The organism is Stenotrophomonas sp. SMYL41, assembly GCF_036319965.1.
GTDB lineage: Bacteria > Pseudomonadota > Gammaproteobacteria > Xanthomonadales > Xanthomonadaceae > Stenotrophomonas > Stenotrophomonas maltophilia_R.
In genome coordinates this window covers 1-17,614 of the sequence record NZ_JAWIRX010000011.1, presented here as the reverse complement: position 1 = coordinate 17,614, position 17,614 = coordinate 1, and the positions used below count along the sequence as shown (strand labels likewise).

Annotated in this window: 11 protein-coding genes and 1 pseudogene; 6 read left to right on the top strand and 6 right to left on the bottom strand. The window is 67.4% G+C overall.

The window, feature by feature from the left end; translation table 11 throughout:
* Positions 1-12 precede the first annotated feature (12 nt).
* Both V3B30_RS13755 and V3B30_RS13750 read left to right on the top strand, forming a co-directional pair.
* Positions 13-543, top strand: coding sequence for a GNAT family N-acetyltransferase (locus V3B30_RS13755; RefSeq protein ID WP_100472031.1), 531 nt, complete (start codon positions 13-15; stop codon positions 541-543).
* Complete coding sequence (locus V3B30_RS13750; protein ID WP_262084166.1) at positions 536-1,768, top strand: TraB/GumN family protein; 1,233 nt, start codon at positions 536-538, stop codon at positions 1,766-1,768. Before V3B30_RS13755 ends, V3B30_RS13750 begins: the two co-directional genes overlap by 8 nt.
* A 147-nt stretch (positions 1,769-1,915) precedes the next feature.
* Here V3B30_RS13750 and V3B30_RS13745 read toward each other — a convergent pair whose 3' ends face one another.
* The 3 genes and pseudogenes from V3B30_RS13745 to V3B30_RS13735 form a co-directional block, all read right to left on the bottom strand.
* Positions 1,916-5,002 (bottom strand): efflux RND transporter permease subunit, encoded by a 3,087-nt coding sequence (locus V3B30_RS13745; RefSeq protein WP_262084165.1) that lies wholly within the window; start codon positions 5,000-5,002, stop codon positions 1,916-1,918.
* Positions 4,999-8,454 (bottom strand): annotated as a pseudogene (locus V3B30_RS13740) (efflux RND transporter permease subunit); the annotation flags it as partial. The gene V3B30_RS13745 and the pseudogene V3B30_RS13740, both read right to left, overlap by 4 nt.
* Positions 8,455-8,516: 62 nt before the next feature.
* Positions 8,517-9,662, bottom strand: coding sequence for an efflux RND transporter periplasmic adaptor subunit (locus tag V3B30_RS13735; protein ID WP_262084164.1), 1,146 nt, complete (start codon positions 9,660-9,662; stop codon positions 8,517-8,519).
* 205 nt (positions 9,663-9,867) lie between these two features.
* Between V3B30_RS13735 and V3B30_RS13730 the strand changes: the two genes are divergently transcribed.
* Both V3B30_RS13730 and V3B30_RS13725 read left to right on the top strand, forming a co-directional pair.
* The gene (locus tag V3B30_RS13730; protein ID WP_005413034.1) at positions 9,868-10,257 is read left to right on the top strand and encodes a c-type cytochrome; all 390 of its coding nucleotides are present in this window, start codon (positions 9,868-9,870) and stop codon (positions 10,255-10,257) included.
* 9 nt (positions 10,258-10,266) lie between these two features.
* The gene (locus V3B30_RS13725) at positions 10,267-10,728 is read left to right on the top strand and encodes a cytochrome c (RefSeq protein ID WP_100472027.1); all 462 of its coding nucleotides are present in this window, start codon (positions 10,267-10,269) and stop codon (positions 10,726-10,728) included.
* Positions 10,729-10,875: 147 nt separating this feature from the next.
* Here the strand turns inward: V3B30_RS13725 and V3B30_RS13720 are convergent, their stop codons facing one another.
* Together V3B30_RS13720 and V3B30_RS13715 are read right to left on the bottom strand one after the other, a co-directional pair.
* Positions 10,876-12,762 carry an ATP-binding cassette domain-containing protein gene (locus V3B30_RS13720; protein ID WP_262084163.1) on the bottom strand — a complete coding sequence of 629 codons (1,887 nt, stop codon included), beginning with the start codon at positions 12,760-12,762 and terminating at the stop codon, positions 10,876-10,878.
* Positions 12,763-13,159: 397 nt separating this feature from the next.
* The gene (locus V3B30_RS13715; protein ID WP_262084162.1) at positions 13,160-14,035 is read right to left on the bottom strand and encodes a LysR substrate-binding domain-containing protein; all 876 of its coding nucleotides are present in this window, start codon (positions 14,033-14,035) and stop codon (positions 13,160-13,162) included.
* A 101-nt stretch (positions 14,036-14,136) separates the two neighbouring features.
* Here V3B30_RS13715 and V3B30_RS13710 point away from each other — a divergent pair, with 101 nt between their 5' ends.
* Positions 14,137-15,216 carry a YeiH family protein gene (locus V3B30_RS13710; protein WP_262084161.1) on the top strand — a complete coding sequence of 360 codons (1,080 nt, stop codon included), beginning with the start codon at positions 14,137-14,139 and terminating at the stop codon, positions 15,214-15,216.
* A gap of 154 nt (positions 15,217-15,370) precedes the next feature.
* Positions 15,371-16,747, top strand: a complete 1,377-nt coding sequence (gene dbpA / locus V3B30_RS13705; RefSeq protein WP_262084160.1) for an ATP-dependent RNA helicase DbpA — start codon at positions 15,371-15,373, stop codon at positions 16,745-16,747.
* 90 nt (positions 16,748-16,837) lie between these two features.
* Here the strand turns inward: dbpA and V3B30_RS13700 are convergent, their stop codons facing one another.
* Positions 16,838-17,374: an adenine phosphoribosyltransferase gene (locus V3B30_RS13700; RefSeq protein ID WP_100472022.1), complete on the bottom strand. Its 537-nt coding sequence runs from the start codon at positions 17,372-17,374 to the stop codon at positions 16,838-16,840.
* Positions 17,375-17,614 lie beyond the last annotated feature (240 nt).

Genomic DNA, 17,614 nt, shown 5'->3' with positions numbered 1-17,614 from the left:
CGGAGCCCGCGCATGGCCGTCCTCATCCGTGATGCCGGCCCGGCCGACATCGACGCGATCACCGCGATCTATGCGGTGGAAGTGACCGACTTCGTCAACACCTACGAGTACGACATTCCGGACGCGCCCGAGATGCTGCGCCGCATGCGCGACATCATCGACCGCGGTTTCCCCTACCTGGTCGCCGAGATCGACGGCCGGGTCGCCGGCTATGCCTACGCCAACACCTATCGCACCCGCGTTGCCTACCAGTGGACCGTGGAGAACTCGGTCTACGTCGATGCCCGCTTCCAGGGCCAGGGCGTCGGCACCGGCCTGCTGCAGGCCCTGATCGATGCCTGCGTGGCGCGTGGTTACCGGCAGATGGTGGCGGTGATCGGTGAGCCGACCAACACCGCGTCGATCAAGCTGCACGAACGCTTCGGCTTCGAGCTGGTGGGCGTGTTCCGTGGCCTTGGCCGCAAGCACGGCCGCTGGCTGGATACCGTGCAGATGCAGCGCGCGCTCGGCGATGGCGCCGACACCGCACCTTCCAATGAATGAATCCATGACTGAAACCCTTCCCGAGACCGGCGACGACCTGTTCGCCGGCCAGCCGGTGCGCGTCGTCGAACGCGACGGCGTGCGCTACACCCTGCTGGGCACCGCCCACGTTTCACGCGCCAGCGTCGAGGCAGTGGAAAAGGCCATCGACAGCGGCCGCTTCGATGCGGTGGCCGTCGAACTGGACCCGCAGCGCCTGCAGGCACTGAGCGACCCGGATACGCTGGCCAAGCTCGACCTGGTCGAGGTGATCCGCAAGGGCCGCGTCGCCCTGTTCGCCGCCAACCTCGCTTTGTCCGCCTACCAGCGGCGCCTGGCCGAACAGCTCGACATCGAGCCCGGCGCCGAACTGAAGCGTGCAGTGGAACTGGCGCGCGAGCGCGACCTGCCGGTGCACCTGATCGACCGCGAAGTCGGCCTGACCTTCCGCCGTGCGTCGCAGCGGCTGGGGTTCTTCGGCAAGCTGAAGCTGGTCGCCGGGCTTGGCGCCGGCCTGTTCTCGTCCGAGGAAGTGGGCGAGAACGAGATCGAGAAGCTCAAGCAGGGGGACATGCTGGAATCGAGCTTCGGCGAGTTCGCCAGCGAGAGCCCGGCGCTGTACGAGACCATCATCGGCGAGCGTGACCGTTACATGGCCACGCGCCTGCGCGAAGAACACGACCTGCAGCAGCGCGAAGTGCTGGCGGTGGTCGGCGCCGGCCACCTGGCCGGGCTGGCCCGCTACCTGGAAACCGACACCGAGGCGCCGGCACCGCTGCGTGCCGAGCTGGAGGCGGTGCCGAAGAAGCGCAACATTCCTTGGTTCACGCTCGGCATCCTGGCGATCGTGGCGACCGGCATCGGCGTGGGCTTCTACCGCGGCGGCCTGGGCGTGGGCACCGAGCTGCTGGCGACCTGGGCGATGTATACCGGCGGCTTGGCGGGCCTGGGCTGCCTGCTGGCCGGCGGCCACCCGCTGAGCATCCTCACCGCGATCGCGGTGGCCCCGTTCAAACCGTTCCGCCTGAGCATCCCGACCGGTGCGTTCTCGGCGCTGGTGGAAGCGCGGCTGCGCAAGCCCGCGTATGAGGACTTCCTGAAGCTTCGCGATGATGCGCAGAGCCTGAAGGGCTGGTACCGCAACCGGGTCACCCGCGTGGTGCTGACCTTCATGCTGACCAACATCGGTAGCATGCTCGGCCTGTGGCTGACCACCTTCAAGGTCTGGGGCAAGGTCGCCGGTTGACGGCTTTGTCTGGAGTCGAGCCATGCTCGACTGCGCTCTGGTAGGTGCCAACCCTGGTTGGCGCCGCCATGGCCGGCGAGGGAAAAAAAAGGGGGAGGCCGCCCCACTACGACCGGCCTCCCCCACACCACAACACGTTGTCGCGCATTACAGCCGGGCAGCGCCCGGCTCTACCATCTCCAGGCCACGCGCGCGGCGGATCAGCCGCGTCACGGCAGTGCGCAGGTCATCGAGCACCGCGTAGATGGTCGGCAGGAACAGCAGGCTGACCACGGTCGAGAACGCCAGGCCGCCGGCAATCGCGCGCGCCATCGGTGAATACTCCGGGCCATCGCCGAACATCTGCGTATCCGTCAGCGAGATCGGCACCATCGCCAGGATCGCCGTGCCCATGGTCATCATGATCGGGCGCAGGCGTTCGCGTGAGCCCTCCACCAGCGCCTGGGTACGGCCCATGCCGCTGCGCCGCAGGTTGTTGATGTGCTCGATCATCACGATGCCGTTGTTCACCACCACGCCCATCAGCACCAGGATGCCGATGAAGGACATGATCCCGAACGAGGTTCCGGTGATCCAGAACAGCCAGAACACGCCGAAGATCGAGAACAGCACGCCGCTCATGATCGCCGCCGGGAACAACAGCGATTCGAACACCGCCGCCATCACCACGTAGATCATCACCAGCGCGATCAGCAGGTTGAACACCATCTGCTGCATGGCTTCGTCATCGTTGCCGTAGTCACCGCCGTCGAAGGTAAAGCCATAGCCGGCCGGGAAGTTCATCGGCTTGAGCACGGTTTCAATCGCCTTGCGCCCATCCGGTGCCGTGATCTTCTCGGCCAGGTTGGCCTTGATGGTCAACGTGGTCTGGCGGTTGGTGCGGCCGATCTGGGTGGCCGACGAACCGACATCGACGGTGACCAGGCTCAGCAGCGGCACGCTGCGACCGTCGCCGGTGCGCACGCTGAAGCCGGCCAGGTCTTCCGGGCTGCTCTGCTCGGCACCAGCGAAGCGCACCCACACCGGTACTTCATTGTCGCCGCGGCGGAACTCGCGCATCGGCGCACCGCGCAGCGCCAGCCCGACGAAGCTGGCCACCTGCTCGGCATTGAAGCCGAACGCCGCGGCACGCTCGCGGTCCACGCGCACCTTCAGTTCGCCGCCCTTCTCGCCGTTGTCGATGCGCACGTCGCGCAGTTCGGCACGCTGCGCCAGCAACGGCACCACTTCCTGTCCGATCTCCTGCAGCATCGAGCTGGAATCACCCACCAGCTGCACCTGCACGCCCTGGTTGCCGCCGCCACCGCCATCGCCGCCCTGGTTGCCGACGAAGTAATCGGTGCGGGCCGACTTCGGCAGGCCCTTGCGCAGTTCCTCCTGCAGCGACTTGATGTCCTTGGCGTACTTTTCGTCCAGGGTGACGACCGTGGAGCTGCCTTCCTGCTCGCTGTACCAGGAGTACACCTGCTTCACGTGCAGGCGTTCGCGGTTCTGGTCGATCCAGTTCTCCACCCGCGCCACCTCCTCGGACATCTGCCGGTAGGTGTAGGCACCCTTCCACATGTAGCCGATGAAGATGTCCTTGCCACCCTCGCCACCGAACATGTCGACCTTGGTCAGCTTCATCGGCACCAGGCTGACCAGCACCACCAGGAGGATGCCGAGCAGGCTCCATCCGCGGTGATGCAACGACCAGTCCAGCAGCTGCGCGTAGCGCCGCTGCAGGCGCGCGATGAGGCCGGTCTGCGAGTGCACCAGCTTGGGCGTGGCCATCCGTGCGGACAGCATCGGGATCAGGCTGACCGCGACCAGCCACGAGGCCAGCAGCGAGACCGAGATGGTGATCGCGATCTGCGCCATGAAGATGCTGATGTTGTTGGTCTCGCCGAACAGGTTCGGCACGAACACGATGCAGTGGCACAGTGTTCCGGCGCTGAGCGCGATGGCCACGTTGCGCGTGCCGATGATCGAGGCCAGCCGTGGCTGCCCCGGCATGCGCTCGCGCTCCTGGTAGATGCTCTCCACCACCACCACGGCATTGTCGACCAGCATGCCCACCGCCAGCAGCAGGCCCATCATGGTCAGGATGTTCAGTGTCACCCCGACGAAGTACATGAAGCCCAGGGTGATGGTGAAGCAGATCGGGATGGCCAGCGTCACCATCAGCGTCGACGGCCAATGGCGCAGGAAGAAGAACAGCACGGTTACCGACAGGATCAGGCCCACCGCGCCGGCCTCGGCCAGCTCCAGCAGCGAGGACGTCACCGCCTTGCCCTGGTTGTCGATCACCTTGATCTGCACGTCGCGCATCGACGGCTGCGCGCGGATCGACTCGACCTCGGCCAGCGCCGCACGCGAGACGTCCACCAGGTTGGCACTGCGCTCCTTGAAGATATCCAGGCCAACCGCCGGGTTGCCATCGAGACGGCGCCCGTAGTTCATCCGCGCCGGCTTCAGGCGCACATCGGCGATGTCGCCCAGGCGCAGCCCCTTGGCATTGATCACCAGGTCGCGCATCTCCTGCAGGTCGGTGATCTCGCCCACCGGCTGCACGCGCACGCGCTGGCCGTTGTCGTCGATCTGCCCGGCCGATATCGAGAAGTTCAGCGTGCGCAGGCGCTCGCTCAGCTCGTTGATGCTCAACCCATGCGCGTTGAGCCGGTTCGGATCGATGGCGATCTCCACCTCGTTTGGCGGCGCGCCGGTGATATCGACACGGGCCACGCCAGGGATGCGCTCGATGCGCCGCTTGAACTCGCGGTCGAGCATGTCATAGGCGTTGGTCAGATCGGTGGTGCTGGCGAGGCGCACCTTCAGCACGGGCTGGTCGCTGCTGGACCACTTGAACACGTTGTAGCGCTGCAGGTCGTCGGGCAGGTCGCTGCGGATCGCATCGATGCGCTCACGTGCATCGGACGCGGCAATCGCAATGTCGCGGTCCCAGTCGCTGAACTCGATGTAGATCAGCGCCGCCTCGGAGGTGGCCGACGAGCGCATGCGCTTGATGCCGGTCATCGTCGCCAGCGATTCCTCGACCGGCCGGATGATGGTCCGTTCCACTTCTTCCGGGGTCGAGCCGGTGTACGGAATCTGCACGAACAGGAACGGTGCGGAGATGTCCGGCAGCGCCTCCAGCGGCAATCGGAACGAAGCGATCAGTCCGATCACCACCAGCGATACGAAGCACATGATGGTGGTGACCGGGCGGCGGATGGAGAACTCGGCAACACTCATGCCGGTTCCTCCCCACCTGCCACGCCGCCTTCATCGCCGTGCAGGCCTTCACCGGCGTGCTTGCGGCCGCGCTCTCGATAATAGGCGTCGCCACGGCGATCCATCAGGTCATATACCACCGGGATCACCAGCAGGGTCAGCAGCGTCGACACCAGCAGGCCACCGATCACGGTGATCGCCATGGGTGCGCGAACCTCGGCGCCCTCGCCCATCGCCACCGCCAGCGGCAGGAAGCCGAACAGCGTGCACAGGGTGGTCATGATGATCGGGCGCAGGCGCGAGCGTGCACCTTCCACCAGCGCCTCGTGCTTGGCCACGCCGGCCTCGCGCAGCTGGTTGACCTTGTCGATCAGGATGATCGCGTTCTTGGTGACCAGGCCAACCAGCAGGATCAGGCCGATGAACACCACCACCGAGATGGGCTTGCCGGTCAGCATCAGCGCCAGGATCGCGCCGACCAGCGCCAGCGGGATGGTGAACAGGATCACGAACGGGTGCAGCAGCGATTCGAACTGCGAGGCCATCACCAGGTAGACCAGGAAGATCGCCAGGCCGAAGGCGAAGATCAGCGACTTCGCCGCCTGCGCCAGCTCCTCGCCCTGGCCGCCGATGTGCAGGCCGACGCCCGCGCCCAGCGGCTGCTCGGCGACCATCTGCTGCACTTCGCGCATGGCTGCGCCAAGATCGATGTCGCGCAGGTTGGCCGACACCACTGCAACCCGGGTCTGGTCGGCGCGGTGGATCTCGCTGGGGCCAGTGGTGGCGACCACATCGGCCACCGCGTCCAGGGTGACCGGACGGGTGCTGCCGGGGTTGACGATCAGGCGGCGGATGCTCTCCACGCTGGCGCGGTCACCTTCCTGCGCACGCACCAGCACGTCGATCTTGCGGTCACGGAAGCTGTAGCGGGTGGCGACATCGCCGCGCACCTTCTTCACCACCACGTCGGCGATCTGGCGGGTGGTCAGGCCCAGCGCACCGGCGCGCTCCTGGTCGAAGCGGATCTGGATTTCCGGGAAGCCCTCTTCCACCGTCGACTTCACGTCGGCGTAGTGCGCATTGCCGCGCAGCATCGCCGCCAGGCGCTGGCCGGCCACTTCCAGGGTGGCCATGTCCTGCCCGCGCAGCTCGATTTCCAGCGGCGTGGAGAAGCTGAACAACGCCGGTCGCGCGAAGTCGACCTGGGCACCCGGGTGCTGGCTCATGGTGCCGCGCAGGCGCTCGGTGATCGCCGCTTCAGTGTGGGCATTGCCGCCGCCTTCCATCACCACGGTCAGCTTGCCGATGTTCTCGCCGCTTTCGGTCGGGCTGGCATCCAGCCGGGTGCCGCTGCCGCTTACGCCATACAGCGAGGCCACGCCTTCGCCCTTGCCGTGCGCCAGCTGCAGCTCGCGCACCAGCGCATCGGTCTGCTTGAGCGGCGTACCGGCCGGCAGCTTCACCGTCATTTCGAAACGGTCCTGTGCCAGCTGCGGGATCAGGTCCGCGCCAAGCATCGGCACCAGCGCCATGGTCGCCACGAAAATGATGGCCGCCACGCCCAGCACCTTGCCGGGATGCGCCAGTGCGCCCGGCAGCAGGCGCAGGTAGCCACGCTCGGCACCGGCATAGGGCTTCATCGCCAGGTCGCTGGCCTTGCGCATCACCGGGCCGACCACCGCGACCATGCCGCGCCACAGGCGCACCACCAGCCAGGCCAGCGCATAGAAGCTCCAGCGCACGCTGGCGACCACGCCACGGCGGCCCAGCGCAACCGGCTTCTGCCAGCGCTTCTGCGGCTGCCACGCTGCGTTCGGCGCCTCTTCCGGGAACGCCAGCGGTGGCCGTCCCTTCAGCGAGCTCAGCATCGGGATCAGGGTCATCGACACCAGCAGCGAGATCGCGATGGCGATCGCCACGGTCAGCGCCTGGTCGCGGAACAGCTGCCCTGCGATGCCGTCGACGAACACCAGCGGCAGGAACACGGCGATGGTGGTCAGGGTCGAGGCGACCACCGCCATGCTCACTTCACGGGTGCCAGCAATCGCTGCCTGCAGGATGCCCAGGCCACGCTCACGGGCCTTGGCGATGCTCTCCAGTACCACGATCGAGTCATCCACCACCAGGCCCGTGGCCAATGCCAAGCCCCCCAGCGACATCACGTTCAAGCTCAGGCCGAGCTGGCCCATGAAGAAGAACGTGGCGATGATCGAGACCGGCAGCGACAGGCTGATCACGAACGTGCTCCAGCCATCGCGCAGGAACAGGAAGATGATCAGGATCGCCAGCAAGCCGCCGATCACGGCATCCTTCTTGACGTCGGCGATGGCGTGCTCGATGAAGCGCGACTGGTCCTCGATGGTGGTCAGCTCGACATCGGACGGGAACGTGCCCTTGATCTGCTCCAGGCGCTTGCGCAGCGCTTCGGCGGTGGACACGGTGTTGGCGTCACCTTCCTTGTAGATGGCCAGCTCGACCGATTCCTTGCCGCCCAGGCGGATGATTGCTTCACGCTCCTTGTAGCCCTGGCGCACGGTGGCCACGTCCTTCAGGCGCACCGGCACGCCGTTGGCAACCACGCTGGAGCCACCACCGGACGATGCGCTCTGTGCCGCCGACGCCGCGGCGATGGCGGCCGCCGAACCGGTCGACGCGGCGATGTTGAACATCTGCTGCAGCGCCGAGTCCGCCGCGCTGCCATTGGCGGCCTGGGTAGTGACCAGCAGGTTGCGGATTTCCTCCAGGTCGGCGAACTGGTTGACGGTACGCACCAGGAAGCGTTGAGAACCCTCCTCCAGGCGACCGCCGGAAATGTTGATGTTCTCGTCCTTCAGACGCTTGATGACGGTGTCGATCGGCAGGTTCAGCTGGGCAAGCTTCTGCTGGTCGATGTCGACCTGGATCTCGTCCTCCAGGCCACCGCCCACCTTGACGGCCGCCACGCCGGTGACCGGCTCCAGCTTCTTCTTGAGGTCTTCATCGGCATAGCGGCGCAGGCCGGTCAGCTCGCGCACCGCATCGGCATCGCTGGTCGGCGCCGTCTTGTTCGACAGCACCAGGCGCATGATCGGCTCGGTGGATGGATTGAAGCGCAGCAGCACCGGGGCCTTGGCCTCCAGCGGCAGGTTCAGCGCCTCCATCTTGTCGCGCACCTCCAGGCTGGCCTGGTCCATGTTGGTGCCCCAGGCGAACTCCAGCACCACGTCGCTCTGGCCGGTACGCGAGACCGACTTCAGCTTGCGCAGGTTCTTGACCACGCCGACCGCCTCTTCGACCGGCTGGGTGATCAGGGTTTCGATTTCAGTCGGCGCCGCACCGGTGTATTCGGTGCGCACGGTCAGCGTCGGGTAGCTCAGGTCGGGCAGCAGGTTGACCTTGAGGTTGCCCAGCGCGATCAGGCCGAACAGCAGCAACGTGACCGTGCACATGGCGATGGTCACGCGGCGGCGGGTGGCGAATTCCACCAGGCCGCCGCGCATGCCGGCGGCGGCGCCGTCGCTCGCCGGCGAGGCACCGTGGTCGTGGCCCGGGGCGGTCATTGCTTGCTCCCGGCCTTGTCTGCCGGCTTGGCGGCCGCTGCGACCGTCTTCGCCTTCGGATCGGCAATCACCTGCACCGTGGTGCCGTCGCGCAGGGCGACCTTGCCGGCGGTGACCACCTGATCACCGGCCGCCAGGCCATCACGGATCTCCACCCACGGGCCCTCGGCGTAACCCAGCTTGACCGGAACGCGCGCGACCTTGCCTTCGCGCACCCGGAACACCGCCGGCTCACCGTCGTCGAGCAACGCCAGGCGCGGTACGACCAGCGCATCGGCACGCTGGTCGTAGTCGATGCGGATGCGACCGAACATGCCGGGCTGCAGCGCGTCTGCGGCACCGTCGAAGGCGCTGACCACGCGAAACGTGCCGCTGCCCGAGTCCACCACCGGCGCGATGCGATCGACGGTGCCGGTGAAGCTCTGCCCCGGCAGCGCGTCCGCCGCCAGCGTCACCGGCTGGCCGGCGCGCAGGGTGGCCAGCTCGCGCTCGGGCACGTTGAGGGTGGCTTCCAGCCGCGAGTTGTCGACGATGCGGAAGATCGGCGTGTTGATCTGCACGAAGTTGCCGGTCTTGATCGAGCGCGAGGCGATCACGCCGGAGATCGGTGCCACCACCGTGGTGTAGGACAGCTCCAGCGTGGCCAGCCGGTACTGCGCGCGGACGTTTTCCAGGTCGTAGCGCAGCTGGTCGACATCGGCGGCGCTGACCATCTGCTGGCCGACCAGCTTCTGTGCACGCTGGTAGTTGTTTTCCAGCTTGCGCATCTGCGCTTCGCTCTGCGCAACGGCCAGGCGTGCACGATCCGGGTCCAGCCGCACCAGCGGCTGGCCGGCGGTGACCCGCTGCCCTTCCTCGACCAGCACCGCCAGCGCTACGCCGGAGGTCTTGGCGACCACCTGCGACTCGGCGCGTGGTTCCAGCGCGGCAGTGCCGGTGTAGCTGGCGGCGACGGCACGATGGCTGGCCACCGCCACTTCGACCGGGACGGCGTCGACCTTCTTCTCCTCCTTGGTCTCGGCAGCCTTGGCTTCGGAATTGGGCCCTGCGGCGCAACCGCCCAGCAGCAGGGAGGTGGAGATCAGCAGTGCGGCAGCGCAGATTCCGCTGCGACGGCCGGACAGGAAGGTTGGGTGCGACATCGTCAGGTCCCTGGAGGATGCGTGGACAGGTGTGGTAGCAAAGTAATGCACCACTTCACGGCAACACCATATCCCAAAGGTCATGGTGTCTTCACGCCGCTGGTCGGCCCACCCCCATTTCAGCTAGATGAAACCTGGGGCTATACTCGGGTCGTTCCGTACCCCACGCCGGAACGACCAGACCCGAATCCCCGGAAACGACACCATGCGCCCGCAGCCGCTCGCCGCTTGTCTCGCTCTGGCCGTCCTCCTGCCCCTTGGGGCCGCCGCACAGCCCGCTCCTGCTCCTGCCACACCCGCCCCGGCACCGGCTCCCGCCGCTGCGCCCGCGCCCGCCGCGCCCACTGGCAATTTCGACAATGGCCGCGTGCTGGCCTACACCTGCCAGGGCTGCCACGGCATCACCGGCTACAAGAACGCCTACCCCAGTTACCGGGTGCCGAAGATCGGCGGCCAGACCCAGCAGTACCTGGCCCAGGCGCTGACCGAGTACCGCCAGGGCAAGCGCCGGCATCCGACGATGCAGGCGCAGTCGATGAGTTTCAGCGAACAGGAGATCGCCGATCTCTCTGTTTACCTGTCCACCGTCAAGTAAGGCCCGCCCATGTCGAAAGCCGCGCATCCGATGCGTCACGCCATCGCCCTGTCCGTTGCCCTGCTGCTGGCGGCCTGTTCACAGTCGCAGGTGGAAAACAGCGAGAAATCCGCCGCCGACCCGGGCCATGCCAGCGGCGAACACGGTTCTTCATCCTCCGCTGGCCTGCCGCCGGGCCGCGAGGCTGCCGGTGAAGCCCGCGCCAAGGTGAAGGGCAAGGCCACCAACCAGAGCTGCATCGACTGCCACGGGGCCGATGGCAACGCGCCGATCGATCCGACCTATCCGAAGCTGGGTGGGCAGTACGGCGATTACCTGGCGCATGCACTGCAGGCCTACCGTGCCGGTGACCGCCAGCATGCGCTGATGACGCCGCAGGCCAAGGACCTGAGTGATCAGGACATTGCCGATCTGGCGGCGTATTTCGGCAGCCGGCCGAGCCAGCTGCGGGATCTTCACGGGGTCAAATGACCGCTGGCCCCCCCGGTGGGTGCGGACCTGGGTCCGCACTGATGCAGCCATCCACGCAGGGCGTGGATCTACCCGGCATCGGCGTCGGTAGGTGCGGACCGTTGGTCCGCACGGATCCCTGAGTTCACCGGCAGCGCCGGCAGACGCTCAGCCTTCCAGTTCTTCCCAGCGTGCGTACGCGGCATCCAGCTCGGCCTGCACCTTGGCCAGCTGCTGGGTGTGCGCGGTCACTTCGGCACTGCTGCGGGTGTAGAACGAGGGGTCGTTCATCGCCGAGGTCAGGCCTTCGACATCGCTTTCCAGCTTCTCGATGGTCTTCGGCAGCTGCTCCAGCTCGCGTGCTTCCTTGTAGGCCAGCTTGCGCTTGGGGGCTGCGGGAGTCGCCGCCGCCGCAGCAGCCGCCGGTGCAGCGGACGCCGGCTTGGCTGCCGGGGCCGCGGCAGGCGCAGCCACGCTGGCCGCATAGCGCTGCCAGTCGCTGTAACCACCGACGTACTCGCCGATCACGCCGTCGCCTTCCATCACCAGCGTGGACGTCACCACGTTGTCGATGAAGTCACGGTCGTGGCTGACCAGCAGCAGCGTGCCGGTGTACTCGCCCAGCAGCTCTTCCAGCAGCTCCAGGGTTTCCACGTCGAGGTCGTTGGTCGGTTCGTCCATCACCAGCAGGTTGGAGGGCTGCGCGAACAGCTTGGCCAGCAGCAGGCGGTTGCGCTCGCCACCGGACAGGCGGGTGATCGGCGCGCGCGCGCGCTCCGGAGTGAACATGAAGTCCTGCAGGTAGGCATGCACGTGCTTGCGCTTGCCGTTGAACTCGAGGAAATCGCGGCCTTCGGCCACGTTCTCGATCGCGCTCCAGTCTTCGCGCAGCACCGCGCGGTACTGGTCGAAATACGCGATCTGCAGGTTGGTACCGGCGTTGACCTCACCCTTGGCCGGCTGCAGTTCGCCCAGCAGCAGCTTCAGCAGCGTGGTCTTGCCGCTGCCATTGGGGCCGATCAGGCCGATGCGATCGCCACGCAGGATGGTGGTGGTGAAATCGCGGACCATGGTGCGCTCGCCGAAGGCGAACGAAATGTCCTTGACGTCGATGACCTTCTTGCCGGAGCTGACGCCCTGCGCGGCTTCCATCTTGACGTTGCCGCTGAGGTCGCGGCGCTGCGAACGTTCGGTGCGCATCGCCTTGAGGCGGCGTACGCGGCCTTCGTCGCGGGTGCGGCGTGCCTTGATGCCCTGGCGGATCCAGACTTCTTCCTGCGCCAGCAGCTTGTCGAAGCGTGCGTTTTCCTGCGCCTGTGCGTTGAGGCGTTCCTCACGGCGACGCTCGTAGTTGGCCCAGTCACCCGGCCAGCTGGTGACCTGGCCGCGGTCGATCTCGACGATGCGGGTGGCCAGCGCACGCAGGAAGCGGCGGTCATGGGTGACGAACACCACGCTGCCGCTCCAGCCCTTCAGGAACGCTTCGAGCCAGTCGATGGCCTCGATGTCCAGGTGGTTGGTCGGTTCGTCCAGCAGCAGCACATCGGGGCTGGACACCAGCGCGCGGGCGAGCAGCACGCGGCGCTTCATGCCGCCGGACAGGCGGCCGAACTCGGCCTCGCCGTCCAGGTCGAGCTTGGTCAGGGTTTCGCTGACCCGTTGGTCCAGGCCCCAGCCGTTGGCGGCGTCGATCTTGGCCTGCACGTTGCCGAGGGCTTCGCCATCGAAGACCTCGGCATGGCTGAGGTGGTGGAACTCGGCCAGCCACTGGCCCAGTTCGCCGAGGCCATCGGCGACGACGTCGAACACCGAGCCGGCCGCGCCGTGTGGCACTTCCTGCTCCAGGCGGGTGACGCGCACGCCCTGCTGCACGCGGACTTCGCCGTCATCGGGCTTGTGGTCGCCGGACAGCAGCTTGAGCAGGGTGGATTTGCCGGCGCCGTTGCGGCCGATCAGGGCGATGCGTTCGCCCGGCTCGATCGACAGTTCGGCCTTTTCCAGCAACAACGGGCCGCCGACGCTGAAGTCGACGTTCTGCAGAGTAATCAGAGGCATCCGGATATTGTACGGGTTGGGGGCGTCGGCCGGGTTGCACCCGGCACCCGCAGAGGCAACGGCCGCAGCCAAAGCAACGTCAAAAGCTGGTTTCCTGTGGGATGGCGGGGTGGGTCCGGTTGCGGGGGCCGCTGCAAGTACGTCCATGTAAGCTCGGTCGCCGCATCCATGCGGCTCACGCCCCCGCAACCGGACCCATCCCGCCTTCGACAGATTTCTGCGATCTGTCGGAACGGCATTCTGCTCTGGTGGGTGGCGACCTTGGTCGGCACGGTAGATCCACGCCATGCGTGGATGAGCGCTGCAAGACCTGTCGATCTGTCGGGGTCGGATCCCGTTGCTGCGCAACGGGCTCTGACCCCTTCGTGAAATTCGCGCAGTGTAAGACCGATCCCTGCTACTGCACCTCCCCCAACAACGCCTGCAACCCCGGCAGCCATTGCTTGCCGGGGTGGCGTACCAGCCACAGGGTGCGCTGCAGGGGCGGCAGCGGGGTCTCCAGCACACGCAGGCGGCCGAGAGCCAGCGGCTCTTCCAGCGCATGACGCGAAAGACAGGCCAGGCCGAGGCCGGCGATGGCGGCTTGCTTGATCGCTTCGGTGTTGCCCAGCTGCAGGGTCTGGGCGAAGCCGCGCAGATGCGGCAACAGCGCCTGTTCGACCGCTTCGCGGGTGCCGGAGCCCGGTTCGCGCAGCAGCCAGCGTGCGCGGCGCAGTTCGTCCAGTGACCAGCGCGCGGCAGCGTCTGCCGCGCCGACGATCACCAGCGGATCCTGCTGCCAGGCGGTGACCTGAAGCCCGCGCTCGTGGCATGGGCCTTCGATCAGGCCGGCGTCCACATCCAGGCGCTGCACAGCGGCAACCACGCAGGCACTGTTGTCGATGCGCAGGTCGACTTCGGCCTGCGGCGCCTGTCGCAGCAGATCGGCGATGCGCGGTGGCAACAGGTAGTTGCCGATGGTGGTACTGGCCGCCAGCACCAGCCGCAGCGGTGCACCCTGCGACGGGTCGCCGCCAGCGGCCAGCTGCCGCTCCAGATCGGCGGCGTTGACCAGCAACGTGCGCGCCGGCTCCAGCAGCGCGCGGCCGTGCCCGTTCAGGGCCAGGCGGCGGCCGATGCGGTCGAACAGCGGGGTACCGAAGTGCGCCTCCAGCTCCTGCAGCGCGGCGCTGCTGGCCGACTGCGAGAGCGCAATGGCCTGGCCGGCGGCAGTAGTGCTGCCATGGTCGGCGATGGCGACGAAGACCTGCAGCTGGCGCAAGGTCAGGCGCATGGCATTTACCCGCTTGATAGGTAGGTTTCACCCATATTATTCGTTTTACAGGTCAGCGACAGAAGCGCACGCTTGCCTCATCACTCCAGCCCTGCCCTGCCATGAATGCCCCCGCTCTCTCCTCCTGGTCCCTGCCCGCCCTGCGCCAACGCTGGCAGCCGCGGCTGCCCGGCCTGCTGCTGGTCGGCCTGATCGCGGCGGTCTCGCTGTACCTGGCCGAGCTGCCCTGGCTTCAGGCGCACGGCCTGAGCGCGCTGACCGTGGCCATCGTCGCGGGGATCGTGGTCGGCAATACGTTCTACCCGCGGCTGGCACCGGGCAGCGCGGCCGGTGTCGGCTTCTCCAAGCACTGGCTGCTGCGCGCCGGCATCGTGCTGTACGGCCTGCGCCTGACCTTCCAGGACATCGGCCATGTCGGCGTCACCGGCGTACTGATGGACGTGCTGGTGGTCGCCAGCACCTTCGGGCTGGCCTGCTGGCTGGGCATGCGCGTGTTCAAGATGGAGCGCGAAGCGGCAATGCTGATCGGCGCCGGCAGTGCGATCTGCGGCGCGGCGGCGGTGATGGCTGCCGAACCGGTGGTGCGCGGCCGTGCTGCGCAGGTCACCGTCGCGGTCTCTACTGTGGTGGTGTTCGGCACGCTGGCGATGTTCCTGTACCCCGCCTTGTACGCGCTGGTGCAATCGCATGGCTGGCTGGCAATGGACGCGCGGCAGTACGGCCTGTTCACCGGTGCGACGGTGCATGAAGTGGCACAGGTGGTGGCGGCCGGCCGTGCGGTCAACGAAGCGGCGGCTGACACGGCGGTGATCACCAAGATGGTGCGGGTGATGCTGCTGGCGCCGTTCCTGGTCGCGCTGTCGTTGTGGCTGGCGCGTGGCGGCAAGGCCAGCGCCGACAGCAGCAAGGCGCGCATCGTGGTGCCCTGGTTCGCGTTCGGTTTCGTGGCGGTGGCCGGGTTCAACTCGCTGCATCTGCTGCCGGCCGGCCTGCAGGCCGGGCTGGTGCAGCTGGATACCGTGCTGCTGGCAATGGCGATGGCCGCGCTTGGCCTGACCACCCACGTCTCGGCACTGCGCCAGGCCGGGCTGAAGCCGCTGCTGCTGGCGCTGATCCTTTTTGCGTGGCTGCTGTTCGGTGGCCTGGCCATCCATCAGGGTGTGCTGGCGGTGCTGGGCTGAGCAGGAGCGTGCCGGCCAAGGTCGGCACCCACCAGCAGATCCACGCCATGCGTGGATGGCGGCTCCAATTGGGGGTCAGAGCCCTTTCCTGCGGAAAGGGATCCGACCCCACCCCATTAGACGGGGGCGGCCGCGCGGACGGGTACAATGCGCCATGACTGACTTCTCGACCCTGCCGCTGAGCCCGGCCCTGCAGCCCGGCCTGGATGCCCTCGGCTACACCACCCTCACCCCCGTGCAGGCGCAGAGCCTGCCGGCCATCCTCGATGGCCGCGACGTGATCGCACAGGCGCCGACCGGCAGCGGCAAGACCGCCGCCTTCGGCCTGGGCCTGCTGCAGGCCATCGACCCCAGCCTGATCCGCGTGCAGGCGCTGGTGCTGTGCCCGACCCGCGAACTGGCCGACCAGGTCGGTAAGCAGATCCGCAAGCTGGCCACCGGCATCCCCAACCTGAAGCTGCTGCTGCTGGTCGGCGGCGTGCCGCTGGGGCCGCAGCTGGCGTCGCTGGAAGGCCACGATCCGCATGTGGTGGTCGGCACGCCTGGCCGCGTGCAGGAGCTGGCACGCAAGCGTGCGCTGAACCTGGGCGCGGTGCGCACGCTGGTGCTGGATGAGGCCGACCGCATGCTCGACATGGGCTTCGAGGAGCCGATCCGCGAGATCGCCGGCCGCACCCACAAGGATCGCCAGAGCCTGCTGTTCTCCGCCACCTTCCCCGACAGCATCCGCGCCATGGCACGTGACCTGCTGCGCGACGCGGTGGAAGTGACGGTGGAGGGTGCCGACCAGGCCCCGGCCATCCGCCACCTGTTCTGCGAGGTGGAGCCGGCGCATCGCCAGAAGGCGCTTGCCGGCCTGCTGCTGAAGCACACACCGGAATCGGCGGTGGTGTTCTGCAACACCCGCAAGGACGTGGACGAAGTGGCCAACTCGCTGCAGCAGTTCGGCTTCTCCGCACTGGCCCTGCACGGTGACATGGAACAGCGTGACCGCGAGGAAGTGCTGCTGTTGCTGGCCAATCGCAGCTGCAACGTGCTGGTGGCCAGCGACGTGGCCGCACGCGGCCTGGACGTGGAAGAGCTGGCCGCGGTGATCAACTACGAGCTGCCGACCGACGTGGAGAGCTACCAGCACCGCGTGGGCCGTACCGGTCGTGCCGGTGCCAGTGGCCTGGCGATCAGCCTGGTGGCCGGCCGCGAGAAGACCCGTGCCGAAGCGATCGAAGCGCAGATGGGGCAGCCGCTGGACTGGCAGAAGACGCCGCTGGCGACCGCGCGCCCGGCCGAGCTGCCGCAGGCCGCGATGCGCACCCTGCGGATCGACGGTGGCAAGACTGACAAGCTGCGCCCGGGCGACATCCTCGGTGCCCTGACCGGCGACGCCGGACTGTCGAGCAAGTTCATCGGCAAGATCGCGATCTTCCCGACCCGCTCCTATGTGGCAATCGCGCGTGAGCAGGCCAACAAGGCCGTGGCCAGGCTGGAAGCCGGCAAGATCAAGGGCCGTCGTTTCCGCGTGCGGATGATGTAATCGGGTGACCTGCAGGGTCGAGCCATGCTCGACCCTGTGCGCACAGCAAACGGCAGGCGGTGGCAACCAAGGTTGGCACCCACCCTCTGATCAGAACACCAGTTCGGTGTGCAGCGGCAGGTTCGCTTCCCAACGGGCGCGGCCACCGAGGCCATCGAGCTCGACCAGCACGCCGGCACCGACCACGTCAACGCCCAGGCGGCGCACCAGCGACAGCGCAGCGACCAGCGTGCCGCCGGTGGCCAGCACGTCATCGATGATCACTACGCGGGCACCCGCCGTCAGCGCATCGGCGTGCACTTCGATGCAGTCGCTGCGGTATTCCAGCGTGTATTCCTCGCGCAGCACCTGGCCCGGCAGCTTGCCCGGCTTGCGCACCGGCACGAAGCCCACGCCCAGCTCCAGCGCCATCGCGGCGCCGAGGATGAAGCCACGCGATTCGATGCCGACCACCGCGTCCAGCTTCTGGTCGCGCCAGCGGTCGGCCATCGCGGTGATCGCGCCGCGGAAGTCCTCGCCGTGGGCGAGCAGCGGCATGATGTCCTTGAACAGGATGCCGGGCTTGGGGAAGTCGGCGATGTCGCGCAGGCGGGAGGCCCACTGCGGAGCGACGATGGCGTCGGTCATGTCACATTGGCTAACTGATGGCGGCATAGGGTACCTGTTCCGGGCGCCGCCTGCCTGATGGGGGTGTCGGCCGGGCTGCGCCCGGCACTTGCAGAGGCCAGAGCGCAATCAAAAGCGAAAGCAAAAGCCGCATTCCGAGGGATGGCGGGGTGGGTCCGGTTGCGGGAGACGCCGTAAACCCGTCCATGGGGGCTTGGCCGCGGCATCCATGCCGCGGACACCCCCGCAACCGGACCCACC

Excerpts from the sequence above, each read along its gene's own strand:
- V3B30_RS13755 (WP_100472031.1), top strand. The coding sequence starts at position 13 with ATGGCCGTCCTCATCCGTGATGCCGGCCCGGCCGACATCGACGCGATC.
- V3B30_RS13750 (WP_262084166.1), top strand. The coding sequence starts at position 536 with ATGAATGAATCCATGACTGAAACCCTTCCCGAGACCGGCGACGACCTG.
- V3B30_RS13745 (WP_262084165.1), bottom strand. The coding sequence starts at position 5,002 with ATGAGTGTTGCCGAGTTCTCCATCCGCCGCCCGGTCACCACCATCATG.
- V3B30_RS13735 (WP_262084164.1), bottom strand. The coding sequence starts at position 9,662 with ATGTCGCACCCAACCTTCCTGTCCGGCCGTCGCAGCGGAATCTGCGCT.
- V3B30_RS13730 (WP_005413034.1), top strand. The coding sequence starts at position 9,868 with ATGCGCCCGCAGCCGCTCGCCGCTTGTCTCGCTCTGGCCGTCCTCCTG.
- V3B30_RS13725 (WP_100472027.1), top strand. The coding sequence starts at position 10,267 with ATGTCGAAAGCCGCGCATCCGATGCGTCACGCCATCGCCCTGTCCGTT.
- V3B30_RS13720 (WP_262084163.1), bottom strand. The coding sequence starts at position 12,762 with ATGCCTCTGATTACTCTGCAGAACGTCGACTTCAGCGTCGGCGGCCCG.
- V3B30_RS13715 (WP_262084162.1), bottom strand. The coding sequence starts at position 14,035 with ATGCGCCTGACCTTGCGCCAGCTGCAGGTCTTCGTCGCCATCGCCGAC.
- V3B30_RS13710 (WP_262084161.1), top strand. The coding sequence starts at position 14,137 with ATGAATGCCCCCGCTCTCTCCTCCTGGTCCCTGCCCGCCCTGCGCCAA.
- dbpA (WP_262084160.1), top strand. The coding sequence starts at position 15,371 with ATGACTGACTTCTCGACCCTGCCGCTGAGCCCGGCCCTGCAGCCCGGC.
- V3B30_RS13700 (WP_100472022.1), bottom strand. The coding sequence starts at position 17,374 with ATGACCGACGCCATCGTCGCTCCGCAGTGGGCCTCCCGCCTGCGCGAC.